The following is a 17314-nucleotide window of genomic DNA, read 5'->3' on the forward strand; positions in this document are numbered from 1 at the left end:
TTGCTGCCGGACGCGCCAGAAACTCGGTAGAAACATGCGGATGCCTGGCGGCTTCGGAATGCAGTTTTCGCCACTCCGTCAAGGCCGAAAAAACAACCATCAAAGATTGTGTTTTCGATTGCCCAACGAAAGATTTTATGTCCGAAGCCAAATAAAATTATGCAATAAAAACAGACGATAAAATTGTTATTATCGCCGCTCTCGCAAACCGTTCCAAAAGGGCACATATTTCAATGCGTCCTTTAACACTCAATTTATGAGAGTATTTTTTAATACCCTCAAGGAGAGCGGCGCGGGAGTGCAACAAATTGCACGCATCTCCCGAACCCGGAACATTTCAGCTGTCATGCGAGCCTGAACGGCCGCAGCCGGCGAACAAAATTCATATTTTAAAATTCGCCATAAAGTAGCGAAACTTAGAATTCCGTGGGAGAAAGGCATCTGGAAAAGCAGTTGCGCAGGATTCAAAATCGCTCCCGCAAGGAGACCCCGTTCGGCCGCAGCCGGACATGCTTCAGGAGAGGCTGACACCCCTTGCAAACCGGATCCTGAATGATGCCGCTTTTGACGAGACTGCCATCCGTTTTTGCTCGCAGATATCGACGGTCTTCAAGCAGGAGCCGCGCCTCGTCCGCGCCATCGGTGATTTCGGCGCATTCGCAACGATACTGTGCGCCATCGCTCTGGCGTCGATCCATGGCGGCCAATTTACCCTGGCTGCGGTTCAGGCCATCGTCGTCCCCCGGGGCTGGGCCTCCAGCCGCAGGACACGGGCCTTGATCGACTGGCTGGAACTCGAAGGCGCCGCCCGGCGGCATCAACCCCGTGACGACAACCGCGAACGTCCGTGGTCGTTGTGTGGCTGGCTGATCATGGCGATCGAGACGCTCGCCGAGGCTTATCTTGCCGCAGCCGCGCCATGGGGGGCGCAACCGGTTATGGACAGGCCGGCGAAAGATGACATCGGCATCAACAGCCTTATCGGTGGCGTCGGCTGGCTTTTGAAGCAACCGCAGGAGTTTATCCCGACATCAATGGAAACCCTGATGTTCCTGGGCCATGCCCCCGGGTTTCCTCTGCTGCTGGATCTGCTGTCTGCGGCCAAAACTAGCAAATCCGATGCTTCAGATTGTGAGTTTTCCCGCAAGGCGGCTGCGCGCGCCTATGGGGTAAGCCGCGCCCAGGTCACCGCCCTATTGGCCAAGGCAGAACGTCTGACCATTCTGAAGAGGGACGGGTCCCGCATACTTCTAAGCGACAGGACATTGCAGAATGTGCAAAGGGATATCGCCCAGCAACTGGCATTTGTTGTCGTGTGGCTGGGGATTTTGAGAGCCTGACGGCATCAGCGGTTGCTCGCGACAATGGCGCCACTAGGAAAACCGACACCGCCGGGTTAGAAGAAGCGATACCGGATGCGTGACATGACCCTGCCAGAAAAGACCCCAGCCGTGGATGCCACAATCGAGGATCGCTCGCTCCTGATCCGCGAATCCCTGCGCAATGCCATCATCGACCGGCGGATCGCGCCGGGAACGAAGCTCCCGGAGGCGGAGGTCGGGGCGCTTTTCGACGTCAGCCGCACGGTGGCGCGTGCCGCTTTGCAGATTTTGGCCTTCGAGGGGCTGGTGAAGACCGAGCGTAACCGTGGGGCCTTCGTTTCCACGCCCTCGCCGGAAGAAGCGCGCCAGATTTTCGCCTCGCGCCGCCTGATCGAGCCGGGCATCATCGCGGCGGCGGTGGAGCACATCACGCCTGCGGATATTGTGCGGTTTCAGCATCACCTCGTCGAAGAGGCGCAATATATGAATGAGCGTGGCCCGGCCGCGCGCCGGGCGGAAATAAAGGCCTCGGGCGATTTCCATCTCCTGCTGGCGGCCCTGTCCGGGAATGTCATCCTCCAGCGGTTTATGGATGAACTGGTCGCCCGCTCCTCGCTGGTCGTCGCCCTTTATGGCCGCTCGGGTATTTCGAGCTGCGGCCACAATGAACACCTTGCCATTCTCGAGCTTGTCGCAAAGGGCGATGCAAAAGGCGCTTCAGATCTTATGATCCATCACCTCGATCATATCGAGGCCGATCTCGATCTGCAGCCGAAGCAGGGTGTCAGCCTGAGAAACGCGCTGACACCGCTCTCCTGATCGCTGGCGGATGGCCGGCAATGTCGGTTGCTCGGACACGAATGCGCTAGTTTGCCTTGAAGCGGTCGAAAGCTGTGAGGTGCTTGACCGGGGGATCGGCCTCCCAGCGGTAAATCTCGGTCCGCAGGAAATGCAGCTCCTCATCGAGCTTTTCTTCGGCTACTTCCACCCACCAGGCTTTCGGCCGGCCATCCGAACCATCCGACCAGCGGTAGCTGCGCTTTTTCAGATGATCCTTCATGTCGAAGGGGCTGTTTTCCGCATAAATGCGGACCCTTGAGCGCTGGCTTGCCTGATACAGTTCTGCGAAGGGTGCTTCGCCCTGCCCCGCACGCGCATGACCCAGCACCTCCAGAAGCGCAAAACAATCATCGACGGCGCGATGGCCGTCGTGGAAATAACCGGACTGCCCAATCAGATAGGCAAGTTTGCTGCCTTCAAAACCCCGCGCCCGCCAGTCGATCTCGGAAACCGAACAGGCCCATGCCTTCTCGCGGAAAATCGGCGAGAAGGCCTCGCAGAACGGACGGTCAAAGCCGGCATTATGGGCGATGATCAGATCCGCCCGAGCAACAAGCGCGCTCAGGCGGTCCATGTCGATCACCTGTCCGGCGACCATCTCGTCGGTGATCCCGGTCAGGCGCGTGATCTCTTCCGGGATAGTGACGCCGGGCTGCCGCAGGCCGCCATAGACGCCGGTAACGTCGCCGATCGCACCATGATCGTCGAATGTGAAGGCGATAACGCCGATCTCGATAATCTCGTCGGTTCGATGATTGAGGCCCGTGGTTTCGGTATCAAGGATAATGCCCTGACGGGGGAACTCCGGCCGCGGTCTGTCTACGACGGAACGCGGCATGAGCCGGCGTGAAACACGGTAATTTCCGGTGGATTCAAGATATCCGGCAAGCGTCTCGTCATCCGCAACATTCGCCTTTGCCGTTTCGCGGCCGGCCGCTTTTCGTCCCCGTTCACTTTGGGGAAGCCGCGCCGCCGCGGAACCGAAAAAATCCAACTGGGAGCTCATTATGCGCCTGTCCGCCGTGTCCGGAAATCGTGATTTAAGTAGTCCAGCATATGTGCAGAGGCTCACGGTAACAACAGCGGTTGCTTTCATCCACAGAAACTGACCCACACAGGTTGCGGGTTGCACCTTCTCGTTGCGGTGTTAGAAGGGAAACACTGTTCCGTGTTCAAGGAGAGAAAACGAATGCCGATCCCATCGCTTTCCAACCCGAAAACGCTCGCTGACCAGAGCCGGTTGAAGCTGTTTCCGCTGCAAAGCGGCCCGCAATTCGCCAATGTGAACATTTCCACCGGAGCAAGCGGCATCGTCTTCACCGGTTATACGAGAGATGCGAGCGCCGATAACGACGCCTTTTCCTGCTGCGGCAGCTATACACTGCGCAACTCCGTCCACGCCGCCATTGCCGGCATGACCAGCGACAATTGCACGCTGTTTGCCCTGAAAAGCGTCATCAATCAGCGCCCCTGCCTCGCGGTCGGCGGTTTCGATGCGGAGGGAAAGCCCGTTCAGCTGTCGCAGACGGAATTCGAACAGGTCACCAGACCCCTCTTCAATTTCGCCGACAAGGTTTCGCCGATCCTCGGCAGCGAACCGGCCCCGGGCATTCAGGTGCGCAGCGGCGACGCCTCCTACAATTATCAGGTCGATGCCCGCAGCGGCCGCTTCCGATTCACCTACAAGGACAGCATGAATGGCGGGCTTTTCGGACCATCAGCCGACGGCAATGTTTCGCTTGAGCACGACGGACACCGACTTGCCAGAATAAGTGCGGGTGGCAGCTATAGCCAGTCGGACAATTCGATCAGCGGCTCGGCCTATCGCGACATCGATTCCCGTGGTTTCGACGCGACTGTCCGCAGCGGGCAGGCGTCTGCCATGTTCGGAAGAACCTATACGGAAAACGCCATCACGCGCAAAATCGGCATTGGTTATGGCAACACCTCGTTGCGCCGCGAGGACACGCCCGGCGGAACGATCAAGGAAAGCCTCGAGCACAAGCTGGAAAAAGTCACCCTTGAAGTGTCCCGCACCCGCGACCGGGCGAAAGGCACCGAATATATGCTGACGATCAAGATGCAGCTGTGACGCCTTCCCAGCTCGGTGCGGCTCGGATATGCACGTCCGCCGCGATCAGGGCCTGCCGGCGTTAACATGATTATTTTAGTTAAGTATTGAATTTGCGTCTGCCACGGGGTATCGCCTGAAGTTCAATCTCCAGGTCGGTCATGACGCAGCGCGACGACAAATTCCTTTCGGCATTCCTGAAAACCCAGTCGGATATCAAGCGATATCTGACGCGGATGACGGGTTCGCGCGAGGATGCCGAGGACCTTGCCCATGAGGCATGGATCAAGCTGGCGAGAAACAGCTCGAATGCATCCGCAGCACCAGTGCCTTATCTCAAGCGCATCGCCAGATCGCTGGCCATCGATCACGGGCGGGGACGCAGGCACCGGGCCACGACCGAACAGATCGAGGACGCTCTTTCCATCCGCGACGAGCGCCCGGGTCCAGACCAGCAGGTGATCGACCGCGACCAGATTCGGCAGCTTATGCGGGTCATCGGTGAACTGCCGGATCGACAGAGAAAGATGCTGGTCGCGGCGCGGCTGGAATTTCGTCCCTATGCCGAGATCGCGGCGGAGTTCCATGTCTCCACCCGCACGGTGGAGATGGAGATCAACCGCGCCCTCAACTACTGCATCGAGAAAATGGGACATGAGCGGCGCAGATAATTTTCGGATTTACCGTTTGTGATCGTTAGAGCTAATGAGGTTCATGTGAAATTCCGGCATCCAGACGGTTTTTTGATAGGGGTTGCGTGTTGAACGAAGGATCCGATGCGCTCAGAAGAATGGCCACGTCCTTTATCGTCAGGCTGCGCTCCGGCGCGGCCACGGTTGAGGATACGGAGGCGCTCCGCCACTGGCGCAGCCTCAGCGCCGATCACGAACGCGCCTTCATCGAGGCGTCGGCGCTCTGGCGCGATCTTGGCCCGGCCCTGCAAGCGCAGACGCAGACCCGCGTCAAAGCCACATCCAGACGATCCTTTCTGGTGGGCGGCAGCCTTGCCGCCGGCCTTGCCGGCATTGCCGTCGCGCTGCCGGAACTCGGTTACCTGCCCTCCATCGGCGCAATGCTCGCGGATTTTTCAACTGGTGTCGGCGAGCAGCAGAATGTCAGCCTGCCGGATGGATCGACCGCCTTTCTCGATGGCGGCTCCGCCCTGTCGCTGGAGCGCGGTGAACGGCAGTTCGATCTCACGGCAGGTGCAGCGGTTTTCACCGTCCAGCAGGCGGCGAATATTCCTTTTGTGGTCAAAGCCGGCAATGGTCGTGTGCAGACCTCTGGCGGCACGTTCAGCGTCACCCACAATGCCAGCGGCGTGACGGTGGAATGCCTGTCCGGCCCGCTCAGCGTGCACTGTCTCGGCGATGCGCAGTTGCTTCCCGGAGAGGCAATCGTCTATTCGGACGCTGGCCTTGGGGAAAAATCGGCAATCGACCTCGAGACGGCATCGGCATGGCGTGAAGGCATGCTGGTCTTCAACAATCGTCCGCTGGAAGACATCGTCGCGAGCCTGAACCGCCACCGGCGCGGCAGGATCATCATTACCCGTCAAAGCCTGCGCTCCCTGCACGTCTCCGGCGTCTTTCAGCTCAACCGGCCGCAGGACATTATCGCCCACCTTGAAGAAACCCTGCATCTTCATGCGGTCGGCGCGGGCGGAATACTGCTCCTCGTCTGAACCTTTTCGAACCGGCGACAGCGCTGGATTCCGGACGATCCGAAAATATTACAAAAAAACTCCACAAATCTTTTCGGGTTCATGCGCCTCGGTCGTCTTCCCTATCAGAGGCCACAGCAAGGCGGCGAAATGGAAGGGAATACGGGGATGACTTTATTGGCGACGGGACATAAATCCGGTGGTCGCGAACGGCGTTTGAGGCTTGCAGCATTCTGCGCATCACTGGCCTGCTCCGTATCCTTGGTTGCCCATACCCAGGCCGTTGCGCAGGAGCTGCGCCAGTTTTCCATTCCCGCCGGGTCCCTCGATGTGGCGCTGACGCGCTTTGGCGCCGCAAGCGGTATCCAGATTTTCTACGACGCCTCGCTGACACGCGGGCTCAAGACCTCCGGCGCGGCCGGCTCCCTGCCGCCGCGGGAAGCACTCGGCAAGCTGCTTGACGGCACCGGCCTCAGCTTCCGCTTCACCGCGCCCGATCGCGTGACGGTTTCCAACGCCTCACAGGCACCGGAAGCAACCTCTGCGGATGGCTCGCTCATTCTCGAAACAATCACCGTCACCGGCAAGTCAGGACGATATGGCAGCCCGGACGCACCTTATAGCAACGATGCCCCGACCGCCTTCATTTCGGGCGAGGATATCGAGCGCTTCCGCGGCTCAAGCCCAGCCGACATGTTTCGTGGCACGGCCGGCGTCATGTCCGGCGAAGCGCGAAACGGCGCCGGCGCCATCGACGTCAATATTCGCGGCATGCAGGGAATGGGCCGCGTCGCCACGACGATCGACGGCGCGGAAAATTCCGTGACGGTCTATCAGGGTTATCAGGGCGTCTCGAACCGCACCTATGTCGATCCCGATTTCATCGCCGGTGTCGACATTACCAAGGGAGCCGATGCCGCTTCCTTCGGCAATGCCGGATCGGTGGCGATGCGAACGGTCGGCGCCGACGATATCGTCAAGCCGGGCGAAAAATGGGGGCTAAAGGTCAAAGGCGGCTTCGGCACCAATTCATCAAGCCCGACGGAAGGGGCATTGAGCGGCTATAGCTATCAGTCTGGCGCAGGCACCGCGACCCCGTCCGCCGATGGCATGGACAGGCCAGCCTTCCTGAAGCCGACGACCGGTTCCGGCAGCGTCATCGGCGCTTACAAGGGCGAGGACATTGATGTCGTCGCCGGATATGCGCATCGCCGTCAGGGCAATTATCACGCCGGCAGCCATGGTCCTGTCGCATCCCCGAAAAACATCGGCGACACGAAATATTGGGGCGGCACTCTGCCCAACACGATGATCAATGAAGGCCTGGTCAACTATCGCGGCGGCGAGGAAGTCCTCAATACCGAGCTGGAAACGCAATCGCTTCTGGCGAAGGTCACGGCGCGTCTATCAGACGACCAGACATTCCAGATCGGTTACATGGGATATAGAAGCGAGGCCGGAGACAGGCTTGCCTCGCGGCTGACCTCGAATACCGGACAGGCGCAGCAGCAGGAACAGACCGTCAGCACCAGCCTCGATACATTTACCGCCAGATACAACTGGAACCCCGAGGACAATGACCTCATCGACTTCAAGTCGAATTTCTATTTCAACCATCTCGAAGTCCGCAACCCCGTGCGCGGCGGGCGTGGCCTGACGCCGGAGAAGATCGGCCTGCCATCAGGCTTCCGGGTGGGCACCGATACCAATATGTGGGGAGTGGAGATTACCAACCGCTCGCAATTCAGCCTGGATTACGGCGATTTCGACCTGAATTACGGATTTTCCTACCGCGCCGAAGACACCAAGGGCAGCGACCACACGGCCGTTCTGGAGGGCTGGCTGACACCGCGCGACGCCATCCGCCATGAAGGTGCAGCCTTTGCCAAGGCAGCTTACAAGCCGGTGGACTGGCTCACGCTTAATGGCGGCCTGCGATATTCCCATTATTGGGTCGAAGACAGGTTCGATCCCTATGAGCGTTACCAGGTGCAGGGTAAGCCGGTTGGCCTGAAAGTGGATGACGGCGGGTTCAGCCCGTCTGCCGGAGTGACGCTGGAACCGTTCGACAACACCCAGTTCTACGTCAATTATTCGAATACGCTGCGCTCGCCATCCATCATTGAATCTGTCTCGGCCTTCAACAGTGTTATCGCAAATTCGGGTGTCCTGCCGGAACGCTCCAGCAACTGGGAAATCGGCACCAACATCATTCGCGACGGCATCTTCTCCGACGATGACACCGCCATGATCAAGTTCGGTTATTTCAACTGGGATGTGAAGAATTACATCTCGCGCACCGTCGTGACCGAACCGCAGCTGACGCTGAATATCGGCAATATTCCGCGCGCCAAATTTTCCGGTCTCGAACTTTCCGGCCGCTACACCAATGGCGGATTTTCGGCCGATCTTTCTGCCAACTACTTCCTGAATGTCGAATATTGCCGCACGACGCAGACCTGCGATAGCAAGTCTCTCTATGGCGACTATGCGACGAACCATGTTCAGCCGGAATATACGGTCGACCTGACGCTTTCGCAGAAATTTCTCGAGGACCGGCTGACGGTCGGGGGCCGCATCTCCTATGTCGGCCCGCGCGCCATCGGTCACGGCGACGTCACCGCGCAGGGCGCGTCGGAATTCATCGCGCTTGTCGACTGGGAGCCCTATACGCTGGTCGATCTGTTTACCGAATACAAGATCAACGACAACATGACGGCGAGCCTGCGGGTGGAGAACCTGTTCGACCGTTTTTATGTCGATCCGCTCGGCCTCGTCACGCAGCCCGGTCCCGGCCGCACCATTTATGCCAGCCTTACCGCGACGATCGGCGGCGGCGAGGCCCTGCCCGGCCTTTCCCCCTTCAGCAGCCCGACGGACGCTTCCTTCGTGCGTGACTGGACCGGCTTCCATGTGGGTGCCCATGCCGGCGGTGATTTCCTGAATTTTGCGGGAAATACGACCTCGCTGGATGGCACATTCAACGGCGCGGCCGCACGGGAATCTGCTGATTTCAACCTGCGGGGCGGCGCATTCGGATTACAGGCCGGTTATGACCGGCAGCTGGAAAACGGCGTCGTCGTCGGCGTCGAGGCAGATTACACCAAGACCTATCTTCGTGGCATCGAAAAGTTCGGTTCCACCGATCCGGTGCTGGCGAAGAGCGGCCACCTGGACGCAACGACCAGCTACGATATCGACTGGACGGCCGGCCTGCGGGCGAAGCTCGGTTACGCCGTGAATGACAGGCTGCTCGTTTACTCCACCGCCGGCCTGGCGCTGGCGAAAGAAACCCAGTGGCGCGACCAGTATATTTCAGACGGCGCGAGCGCGACCAATCCTCTCGGCTCTGAAACGACGGCATTCTTCGTGGAGAAGGCTTCCGGAACACGTGCCGGCTTCACCGTCGGTCTCGGTGCGGAATATGCGTTGAACGACAATTGGTCGATCCGTGCGGATTACAGCTACAGCCATTTCCGCGCCAAATCGTTCAAGTTCAAGAACGCCCGTGCCGGCACCGGCAAAGACTATCGCACCAGCGAACAGACCGGCACCGAGATGGTCGATCCCGGCTTGAAGAATGATCCGAACATGGCCTGGCTTTGCGATTCCATGCCGGAAATCTGCGAGCCCTATGAATCACCGATCTACGAATATGTAGACCATGTCGGGACATCCGGAATTGTAAACGGTCGCAACGCCTCGAACTCGTTGAACCTGCATGCCATCAAGGTCGGGTTGAACTATCGCTTCTGAGGAACCTCTCCTCAAACTTTCTAGCCGTGCGCCTGCCTGCCGCGCGGCTCACAGAAACATAAGGTCGCTCAGGAAGCCGGACGATTGAGAATGGTTTCGCAACTCGCCGGATTGCCGATGATCTCGCTCGTTTTGATGATGGAGCCGGCATCCGCAGTGATCTTGATGATGCAATCGCGGCGGTGTTCCTTGATTTTCATACCCTCGGTCTGCGTCATCTGGGTCTGTCCATCCACGGACTTGTATTCACGCCGGTTGCTCAGCCCGGCATAGGTCTCCACGTCAACCTTCAGCCAGTAGGATTCGGTTGCGCCCTTTTCGATAACCACCTTGTTGGGGCGACCAAGCCTGGCAATGGCCGCGTCCTGCGGCTGCCCCACGAAGGCTGCGACCGTGCGGGAAATATCGGTTTCTCCGGTTGAGGTGCAGGCGGTGACAATCATCAGCGCAGCCGCCAGACATCCGGTTTCAATCCATCTCATTTTCAATCGTCCCCTCGCAAAATATCGCCAGCCGCATAGGTTGCCTACTGCCGCTGCGGCGCAAATCTAGGGTCAATGATTTTATGCTGAAAGGAGGGCGGACCGAAATCCCGATCAACTTGTTATGATCGACGGGCGTCAAGCGCCTCTATCTGTTGCGGAACACGGTGCAAGGGACGCCTGCCTGCCGGATCTCTCCGCAGAGCCTGTTGGCTTCGGCGCGGGTCTCACGGCCGATGCGGGCGGCATAACGCGGGCGCGAGCCGAAATTCCCGCCTCTTTGCCTGATGATAAGGGCACGTTCCGCATTGAGGGGTTCCGACAATCCGCCAATCGCGCGGGTAAACAGCCGGTTCGCCACCGCCGGATTGTAGTGCGCCGCAAGCTGCACACCCCAGGGCGCCCAGTCGGCCGAGGAGATGAGAACGGGATCGTTCATGGTGCGGGTGTCGGCCAGACGCAGGCAGGCGTCGAGGAAGGAGCGGCCGTCATCCAGCGCCGGGGCGGCCTTTTCCGGCGGGTTGTCTTTCCAGTTCTCGACAGGATATCCGGTGATGGCAAACACGTAATCGCGGGTTTCCATCGGCAGGCGGCCGGTGGCGATGAATGTCCGCAACCCCGCCTCGCCGGCATTATAGGCCGCGGCGGCAAGACCGAAATTGCCGAATTGACCATTCAGCTCGGAGAGATAACGCGACGACGCCTCAAGCGCGGCAATGATGTTGAAACTGTCCTCGAGACCACGCAGCCTTGCCGTTCCGGGCATGAACTGGGCGATACCCTCGGCCCCTTTCGGGCTGACCGCATCGGCGCGGAACAGGCTTTCGCGCCAGATGAGCCGGGCGAAATAATCCGGTGGCACGGCGTAACGTCCGGCCAAAACCTCGATGGCATGACACAGATCGCTATTGTAGCTGCCCACCCGAATGCACAGTTCCGGCGCAACGGCATGGCTATAGGCACAGGCGTTTTTCCCCGCTGCCGGCTCTTCAGCCCGGGCGGCACCGCCGGCTGTCACCAGCAGGCAGAAGACGAGAACGACACGGCCTGTCCATATCCCTGCCCATATACGTGCCAAGCAAACGACCCCACACTTTCAGACGCAAAGCACCGATTATCGGCAATCGCGAAAATATGCCCCGACCTTCGGTCCTGTTCAATGGTCGTTTCGGTTTCGCGCTGCCGATGTGCATCCGCGCTATCAAAAGGCTCGGCGTAAAACATCCAGCCGGCCCGATTGCCGGACCGGCTGGACTTGTCATTTACCCGCTCTGGCGAGAAGCCGTCTAGAACTCCTGCCATTCATCGTGATTGAGGGCAACCGCAACAGAACCACGCGCCGCAACGGACCGGGATACCGGACGGCGCGATTGAGCCGGCGCCGGCCGCATCTCCGGGCTGCTTCGTGAGGAAGATGCCGAACGCGGAGCCTCATCGAACCTGAATTGCCCCAGAAGCTCGAACAAGGCCGTTGCTTCCCGCGCAAGGCTGTGGCTGGCGGCAGTCTGCTCCTCCACCATCGCAGCGTTCTGCTGTGTGCCCTGATCGACGGTATTGACCGCCTGATTGATTTCGGCAAGTGCGGTGGACTGTTCACGGGCGGCTTCGACAATCGCCACGACATTGCTGTTGATATCACGAACCTGCGCCGCGATTTCCTGCAGCGCCGATCCCGCTTTGGTAACCAGACCGACGCCGTTTTCCACCTGCGAGCCGGACGCGTTGATCAGGCTCTTGATTTCCTTCGCAGCCGTTGCCGAGCGCTGCGCCAGCTCGCGCACTTCCTGCGCGACGACTGCAAAACCCTTGCCCGCTTCACCTGCACGCGCCGCTTCCACGCCGGCATTCAGCGCAAGCAGATTGGTCTGGAAGGCGATCTCGTCGATCACGCCGATAATGTTGGAAATCTCGCGCGATGATTTTTCTATCTGATCCATGGCGCCGATCGCATCGCGCACCACCTGGCCCGAATGTTCGGCATGGTCGCGGGCCCGGGCGACGATCGTGCCGGCCTCTTCGGCCCGGCGGCTGGAATCGTTGACGGCGGTGGTGATCTCCTCCAGCGCCGCGGCAGTCTCCTCGATAGAGGCGGCCTGCTGTTCCGTGCGTTTGGCAAGATCATCGGCGGCGGAGCGTATCTCGTTGGAGCCCGAGGATATCGCGCCGGCATTTTCAGATACCAGCGTCATCGCTCTCTTCAGCTTTTCCGAGGCTGCGTTGAAATCCGTCCGCAATCTCTCAAGCGAGGGGATGAATGGCTTGTCGATGCTCTGCGACAGATCGCCATCAGCCAGGTCTGTAAGACACTGCGCGAGCTTTTCGACATTTTCGACACGACCGGTCACGTCGGTCGCAAATTTGACGACCTTGAACACCTTGCCGTTCAGATCGAAGATCGGATTATAGGAGGCCTGAATGAAGACCTTGCGGCCCCCCTTGCCGAGCCGCATAAATTCATCCGCCACGAGATCACCGCCGCCGAGCCTTTCCCAGAACTGCTCATACTGCGTCGACTGCGTATAGGCCGGTTCGCAGAACATCGAATGATGCCTGCCCTGCACTTCCGCCAGCGAATAACCGAGCGCCGCCAGAAAATTCTCGTTGGCCGTCAGGACATCACCATCAGGTGAAAATTCGATGATGGCCTGCGCCCGCGACAGGGCGTCGATCTTGCCCGCATCTTCCGCCGCCTTCAGCTTGCGCCCGGTGATATCGGTAGCGATCTTGATCACCTTCACCGGCTTGCCGCGGCGAAACACCGGATTATAGGAGGCCTCGATCCAGACTTCCCGACCGCCCTTGCCGAGGCGCTTATATTGCTGCTGGTCGAACTGACCGGCGGAAAGTTTCGCCCAGAAGATCTTGTAGTCCTGCGAAGACACAAGCGCGGGCTCGACGAACATGCTGTGATGCCTGCCGACGATTTCCGCAAGCTCATAACCGAGCGCACGACAGAAATTCTCGTTGGCGGTAAGAATTTTCCCGGAAAGGTCAAATTCTATGATGGCCTGGGATTTAGAAAGCGCGGCAAGAACCGCGAAAGCATTGGCACCACGATCAAGAAAACTCACGCGCGATCCTCCGATGGCAGACAAATGATTCTCTATTACAATCATTCAATAATATTACTGTTACAATATTAAATAATATTTAAGAATAAGGTTTATGTTCCATCACGCAGACTACAAAATTCATGCCGAATTTAAACTCTCCACCGTTTCTTTCCTTAGCCGCATCCGCTCACACCAAGGCCATGGGACCGTTGTAACAAGGACGTATTATTGCTGTTTATACTCTGCGCATCAGACGAATCGGATATGGCTGTCCTTCGCCGATACGTTGCGGCTTGCCACTTTTTTCGGGAGAACCCATGATTGACGTTGCAACCGCGCTCGCCGTATGGGCCTATATTGCCGGTTTTCTATTTTTGACGGCGCGGCTGGCGAAGCAGACGGGAGAACCGATCTGGCTTTTCGCAAAAGGCCGTGAGCGACAGGCTGTTCCCGCCATGCTCTTTCGCCTCGCTTTTCTCCTTGGCGCTCTGCTGCCGCTCATCACCCTGTGGCTGGAGCCGCAAAATCCGGTCTGGCTTCTGAACCGCAGCGATCTTGGCGCCGCAATCCGGATTGGCGGCATGGTAATGGTGCTGGCCGGCGGCCTCATCGCGCTTTATGCGCAGAACCATATGGGCAGGTCATGGCGCATCGGCGCGGCCGAGGGTCATCTTGGCGCAATCGTCGATACCGGTCCTTTCGGCCGTTCCAGAAATCCGGTCTTTGTCGGTCAGATCGTGTTGTTTGCCGGGCTGGTGCTGGTGTTTCCATCGCCTCTACAGCTTGTTGTCGCCATCGCTCTTGTCATCGCCGTGTCGCTGCAGGTGACTATTGAAGAACGTGTGCTGACGAAAGAGCTTGGTCCGGCATATGACGCCTATCGGCGCCGGGTGCGGCGCTGGCTTTGACGATAGTCAAACCTGAGCCGTGGCGCGGCCTTCAACTTTTTCGGAACATTCATCCGCCGCAGGCATTTTATGCCGAATGGGGGGGGGCCGGCCATGGGCCGGCGAATTTCCTTGCCTGTTCAGGCAAGATGACGAGTTCCAACCTGGAGGAGCAAGCAGATGAAAAAGAACACGATCTGTATCTGGTACGACAAGGACGCCGAGGCCGCCGCCAGATTTTACGCCGCGACCTTTCCCGACAGCGCGGTAACCGCCGTTCACCACGCGCCGAGCGATTACCCCTCCGGCAAGAAGGGCGATGTGCTGACGGTGCAGTTCACCGTGGCCGGCGTTTCCTGCATCGGGCTTAACGGTGGATCAGCCTTCAAACAAAGCGAGGCTTTCTCGTTCCAGATATCGACCGAAGATCAGGAAGAAACCGATCGCTACTGGAACGCCATCGTCGGCAATGGCGGTGAGGAAAGCGCCTGCGGCTGGTGCAAGGACAAATGGGGCGTCTCCTGGCAGATCACCCCGCGCGTGCTGATGGACGCCATGGCAGCCGGCGGCGCGGAGGCCAAACGTGCCTTCGAGGCGATGATGGACATGAAGAAAATCGACGTCGCCGCCATCGAAGCCGCACGCCGCGGTTGATGCTTCCGCACTATTCAGCAGTAAGTAGCGAAATTAACTTGATCCCGGAAACATCCGAAAAATAAGGGAAAATCCGATTTCCTTGAATTAATCGCCTTTCCCCGCCGCGCAGATCGTCCTGCGCGGCAAGTCATCATAAAACGTTCAACAAAGTGTAAGCGATCCGTCAAAGACGGCTGTTAGCAGAGCCCGTGGCTTCGTGCTGGGAACATGATGTTCTTGCCGATCATGCCATCATCCATCAACGGGGCTCAACTCATGAAATCTTCCGCTCTGACCTCTTTCGTGGCCGGCGTCGCCATTGCTGCCGCCTTCGGCGCCACGGCTGCCCACGCAGAAAAGACCAAGTTCGAATTCTGGTACGGCCTTTCCGGCGATCTTGGCGATCGCGTTCAGGAAACCTGCAAGAAGTTCAACGATTCGCAGGCTGAATTCGAAATCGTCTGCACCTCGCAGAACGATTACGACGCCACGCTGCAGAACACGATTGCCGCCTATCGCGCCAAGAAGCAGCCCGCCATCACCCAGATCTACGATGCCGGCACGCTGGACATGATGCTGTCCAAGGCTTTCGTTCCCGCCAAGAAACTGATGGCCGACAACGGCTACAAGATCGACTGGGACAATTATTTCCCCGGCATCGCCAACTATTATGCCACCGCTGCGGGCGAGCTGAACTCGTTCCCCTATAACTCCTCGACCGCGATGTTCTATTACAACATCGACGCTTTCGAAAAAGCTGGCATCACCTTCAAGCCGGACACCTGGGAACAGGTTCAGGAAGCCGCTACGAAGCTCAAGGCCGCCGGCTTTGAATGCCCGCTGGCCTTCAACTTCGACACCTGGATGCTGATGGAGCAGTTCTCCGCCATCCATAACCAGCCGATCGCCACCAAGGGCAACGGTTACCAGGGCCTCGACGCCGAACTGACGATCAACAAGACGAAGTTCGTCGATCACGTCAAGTTCTTCAAGAAGATGCAGGACGAGAAGCTGTTCGTCGTCAAGACCAAGCAGCTCGGCATGGACATCCTGCCCGCCTTCACCTCGCAGACCTGCCAGATGTTCATGACCTCGATCGCCAATCACGGCACCGTCGCCAAGACCATGCCGGAAGGCGTGAAGTGGGACGTTGCCATGCTGCCGGTCTGGAAAGGCACTGAACGTCATAACTCGCTGGTCGGCGGCGCGTCGCTATGGGTCATGGCCGGCCGTCCGGATGCCGAATACAAAGGTGCAGCCGCGTTCCTGAACTTCATCGCCCAGCCGGAGATGGTTCAGTGGTGGTCGACCGTCACGGGCTACATCCCGGTCACCAAGACCGGCTTCGACGCCATGAAGGCCAATGGCTTCTACGACAAGGCTCCCTATAAGGGCCGTGAAAAGGCCATCGAAAGCCTGACGTTTACGCCGCCTTCGGAATATACCCGTGGTATCCGCCTTGGCGGTTTCACGCAGATCCGCAAGGAAGTCGCCACCTCGCTCGAAGCCATCTTCATGCAGAATGCCGATGTTCAGGCTGAACTCGACAAGGCCGTCGAGCGCTCGAACGCCGGCCTGCGCCGCTTCGAAAAGACTTATGCCGGCGCCAAGCTGAACTAAGTTCCGTAAATTTTCGAAGGACTTGCCCGCAGAGTCTCAAGCTTTAGGGCAAGTCCACCCATCTCTCCAGTATTGCCGGTTTTTTTATGGAAAAGCGCGCCGTCTTCAAAAGCACGTGGTTGCCCGTGCTATTCGCCCTGCCACAGCTTCTGCTGATCTTCCTGTTCTTTTATTGGCCCGTGGCGGCGGTCATCAACTGGGCCTTCACGCTCGAACCACCTTTCGGCGGCGCTGCGGAATTTGTCGGTCTCGCCAATTTCGAGGAGACCTTTCTCGATCCGCTTTATTGGCATTCGGTGCTCGTCAGCATGGTCTTCGCCATTGCCGGCCCATTCTTCACCATTCTCATCGGCCTCGTTCTGGCGCTTTGCGTCGATCGTGCGCTTCCCGGCTCCAGTTTCTTCCGGGTGCTTTATATCCTGCCCTTCGCCATCGCCGGCCCCGCCGCGGGCATGGCCTTCCGCTTCATCCTGTCGCCGGAACGCGGCCTTGCCGCCTCCCTCAACGCCTGGTGGCCGGATATCTGGAACCCGGCCAAATACGGCGAGCACGCGCTGATCCTCGTCATCGCCATCTTTGTCTGGAAATGGGCGGGTTATACCTTCATCTTCGTGCTCGCCGGCCTGCAATCGGTGCCGCGCTCCTTGACGGAAGCCGCCGCCATGGACGGTTCCGGCCCCATTCGCCGCGCCATCGACATTCAGGTACCGCTGCTTGCCCCCACTTTGTTCTTTCTGACCGTCATCATGATGACCGAAGGCTTCGTCGGGGCCGATACGTTCGGCATCGTCGCCTCCACCACCGAAGGCGGCCCCAACCGCGCCACCGAAGTGATGGTTTACCGCATCGTCAGCGAAGCCTTCGAGGGGCTGAACTATTCCGGCGCCTCGGCGCAGAGCCTCGTCCTCATCGGTCTCATCATGATTTTCACCTTCGTCCAGTTCCGCTTCGTCGAGCGGCAAGTCCATTACAAGTGAGGCGGCG

General features: G+C 58.8%; 14 protein-coding genes. 10 read left to right on the forward strand and 4 right to left on the reverse strand.

Features of this window, described 5'->3' with window-relative positions:
* The first annotated feature begins 509 nt into the window (after positions 1–509).
* Together FCH38_RS20390 and FCH38_RS20395 are read left to right on the forward strand one after the other, a co-directional pair.
* Positions 510–1340, forward strand: coding sequence for a hypothetical protein (locus tag FCH38_RS20390; RefSeq protein ID WP_153516726.1), 831 nt, complete (start codon positions 510–512; stop codon positions 1338–1340).
* Positions 1341–1424: 84 nt separating this feature from the next.
* Positions 1425–2141, forward strand: coding sequence for a GntR family transcriptional regulator (locus tag FCH38_RS20395; RefSeq protein WP_153516725.1), 717 nt, complete (start codon positions 1425–1427; stop codon positions 2139–2141).
* Positions 2142–2187: 46 nt separating this feature from the next.
* On the opposite strand, the gene FCH38_RS20400 is transcribed toward FCH38_RS20395, so the two are convergent.
* Positions 2188–3168: a 3'-5' exonuclease gene (locus FCH38_RS20400; RefSeq protein WP_174374950.1), complete on the reverse strand. Its 981-nt coding sequence runs from the start codon at positions 3166–3168 to the stop codon at positions 2188–2190.
* Between the two features lie 183 nt (positions 3169–3351).
* Here FCH38_RS20400 and FCH38_RS20405 point away from each other — a divergent pair, with 183 nt between their 5' ends.
* The 4 genes from FCH38_RS20405 to FCH38_RS20420 all read left to right on the forward strand — a co-directional run bounded on the left by FCH38_RS20405 (position 3352) and on the right by FCH38_RS20420 (position 9652).
* Positions 3352–4254, forward strand: coding sequence for a hypothetical protein (locus FCH38_RS20405; protein WP_149901421.1), 903 nt, complete (start codon positions 3352–3354; stop codon positions 4252–4254).
* A gap of 140 nt (positions 4255–4394) precedes the next feature.
* On the forward strand, positions 4395–4904 hold the full coding sequence (locus FCH38_RS20410) for an RNA polymerase sigma factor (RefSeq protein ID WP_174374951.1): 510 nt from the start codon (positions 4395–4397) through the stop codon (positions 4902–4904).
* Positions 4905–4990: 86 nt separating this feature from the next.
* Complete coding sequence (locus FCH38_RS20415; RefSeq protein WP_174374952.1) at positions 4991–5917, forward strand: FecR domain-containing protein; 927 nt, start codon at positions 4991–4993, stop codon at positions 5915–5917.
* 147 nt (positions 5918–6064) lie between these two features.
* The gene (locus FCH38_RS20420; protein WP_236776668.1) at positions 6065–9652 is read left to right on the forward strand and encodes a TonB-dependent receptor domain-containing protein; all 3588 of its coding nucleotides are present in this window, start codon (positions 6065–6067) and stop codon (positions 9650–9652) included.
* A 68-nt stretch (positions 9653–9720) separates the two neighbouring features.
* Here the strand turns inward: FCH38_RS20420 and FCH38_RS20425 are convergent, their stop codons facing one another.
* The 3 genes from FCH38_RS20425 to FCH38_RS20435 all read right to left on the reverse strand — a co-directional run bounded on the left by FCH38_RS20425 (position 9721) and on the right by FCH38_RS20435 (position 13205).
* Complete coding sequence (locus FCH38_RS20425; protein WP_149901423.1) at positions 9721–10134, reverse strand: hypothetical protein; 414 nt, start codon at positions 10132–10134, stop codon at positions 9721–9723.
* A gap of 148 nt (positions 10135–10282) precedes the next feature.
* A complete protein-coding gene (locus tag FCH38_RS20430; protein WP_369809600.1) occupies positions 10283–11191 on the reverse strand; it encodes a lytic transglycosylase domain-containing protein in 909 nt (302 codons plus the stop codon).
* Between the two features lie 229 nt (positions 11192–11420).
* Entirely contained in the window at positions 11421–13205 is a 1785-nt protein-coding gene (locus FCH38_RS20435; protein ID WP_174374953.1) for a methyl-accepting chemotaxis protein, read from the reverse strand.
* Positions 13206–13504: 299 nt separating this feature from the next.
* Between FCH38_RS20435 and FCH38_RS20440 the strand changes: the two genes are divergently transcribed.
* The 4 genes from FCH38_RS20440 (at position 13505) to FCH38_RS20455 (ending at position 17307) form a co-directional block, all read left to right on the forward strand.
* On the forward strand, positions 13505–14095 hold the full coding sequence (locus tag FCH38_RS20440) for a methyltransferase family protein (protein ID WP_174374954.1): 591 nt from the start codon (positions 13505–13507) through the stop codon (positions 14093–14095).
* Between the two features lie 159 nt (positions 14096–14254).
* Positions 14255–14728, forward strand: a complete 474-nt coding sequence (locus tag FCH38_RS20445) for a VOC family protein (protein WP_174374955.1) — start codon at positions 14255–14257, stop codon at positions 14726–14728.
* 258 nt (positions 14729–14986) lie between these two features.
* Complete coding sequence (locus FCH38_RS20450; protein WP_046800504.1) at positions 14987–16330, forward strand: extracellular solute-binding protein; 1344 nt, start codon at positions 14987–14989, stop codon at positions 16328–16330.
* A gap of 86 nt (positions 16331–16416) precedes the next feature.
* Positions 16417–17307: a carbohydrate ABC transporter permease gene (locus FCH38_RS20455; protein WP_149901428.1), complete on the forward strand. Its 891-nt coding sequence runs from the start codon at positions 16417–16419 to the stop codon at positions 17305–17307.
* Positions 17308–17314 lie beyond the last annotated feature (7 nt).

This window comes from Agrobacterium tumefaciens, from assembly GCF_013337285.1.
Taxonomy (GTDB): Bacteria; Pseudomonadota; Alphaproteobacteria; order Rhizobiales; family Rhizobiaceae; genus Agrobacterium; species Agrobacterium burrii.

Excerpts from the sequence above, each read along its gene's own strand:
- FCH38_RS20425 (WP_149901423.1), bottom strand. The coding sequence starts at position 10,134 with ATGAGATGGATTGAAACCGGATGTCTGGCGGCTGCGCTGATGATTGTC.
- FCH38_RS20400 (WP_174374950.1), bottom strand. The coding sequence starts at position 3,168 with ATGAGCTCCCAGTTGGATTTTTTCGGTTCCGCGGCGGCGCGGCTTCCC.
- FCH38_RS20395 (WP_153516725.1), top strand. The coding sequence starts at position 1,425 with ATGACCCTGCCAGAAAAGACCCCAGCCGTGGATGCCACAATCGAGGAT.
- FCH38_RS20420 (WP_236776668.1), top strand. The coding sequence starts at position 6,065 with ATGACTTTATTGGCGACGGGACATAAATCCGGTGGTCGCGAACGGCGT.
- FCH38_RS20410 (WP_174374951.1), top strand. The coding sequence starts at position 4,395 with ATGACGCAGCGCGACGACAAATTCCTTTCGGCATTCCTGAAAACCCAG.
- FCH38_RS20455 (WP_149901428.1), top strand. The coding sequence starts at position 16,417 with ATGGAAAAGCGCGCCGTCTTCAAAAGCACGTGGTTGCCCGTGCTATTC.
- FCH38_RS20440 (WP_174374954.1), top strand. The coding sequence starts at position 13,505 with ATGATTGACGTTGCAACCGCGCTCGCCGTATGGGCCTATATTGCCGGT.
- FCH38_RS20390 (WP_153516726.1), top strand. The coding sequence starts at position 510 with ATGCTTCAGGAGAGGCTGACACCCCTTGCAAACCGGATCCTGAATGAT.
- FCH38_RS20450 (WP_046800504.1), top strand. The coding sequence starts at position 14,987 with ATGAAATCTTCCGCTCTGACCTCTTTCGTGGCCGGCGTCGCCATTGCT.
- FCH38_RS20445 (WP_174374955.1), top strand. The coding sequence starts at position 14,255 with ATGAAAAAGAACACGATCTGTATCTGGTACGACAAGGACGCCGAGGCC.
- FCH38_RS20405 (WP_149901421.1), top strand. The coding sequence starts at position 3,352 with ATGCCGATCCCATCGCTTTCCAACCCGAAAACGCTCGCTGACCAGAGC.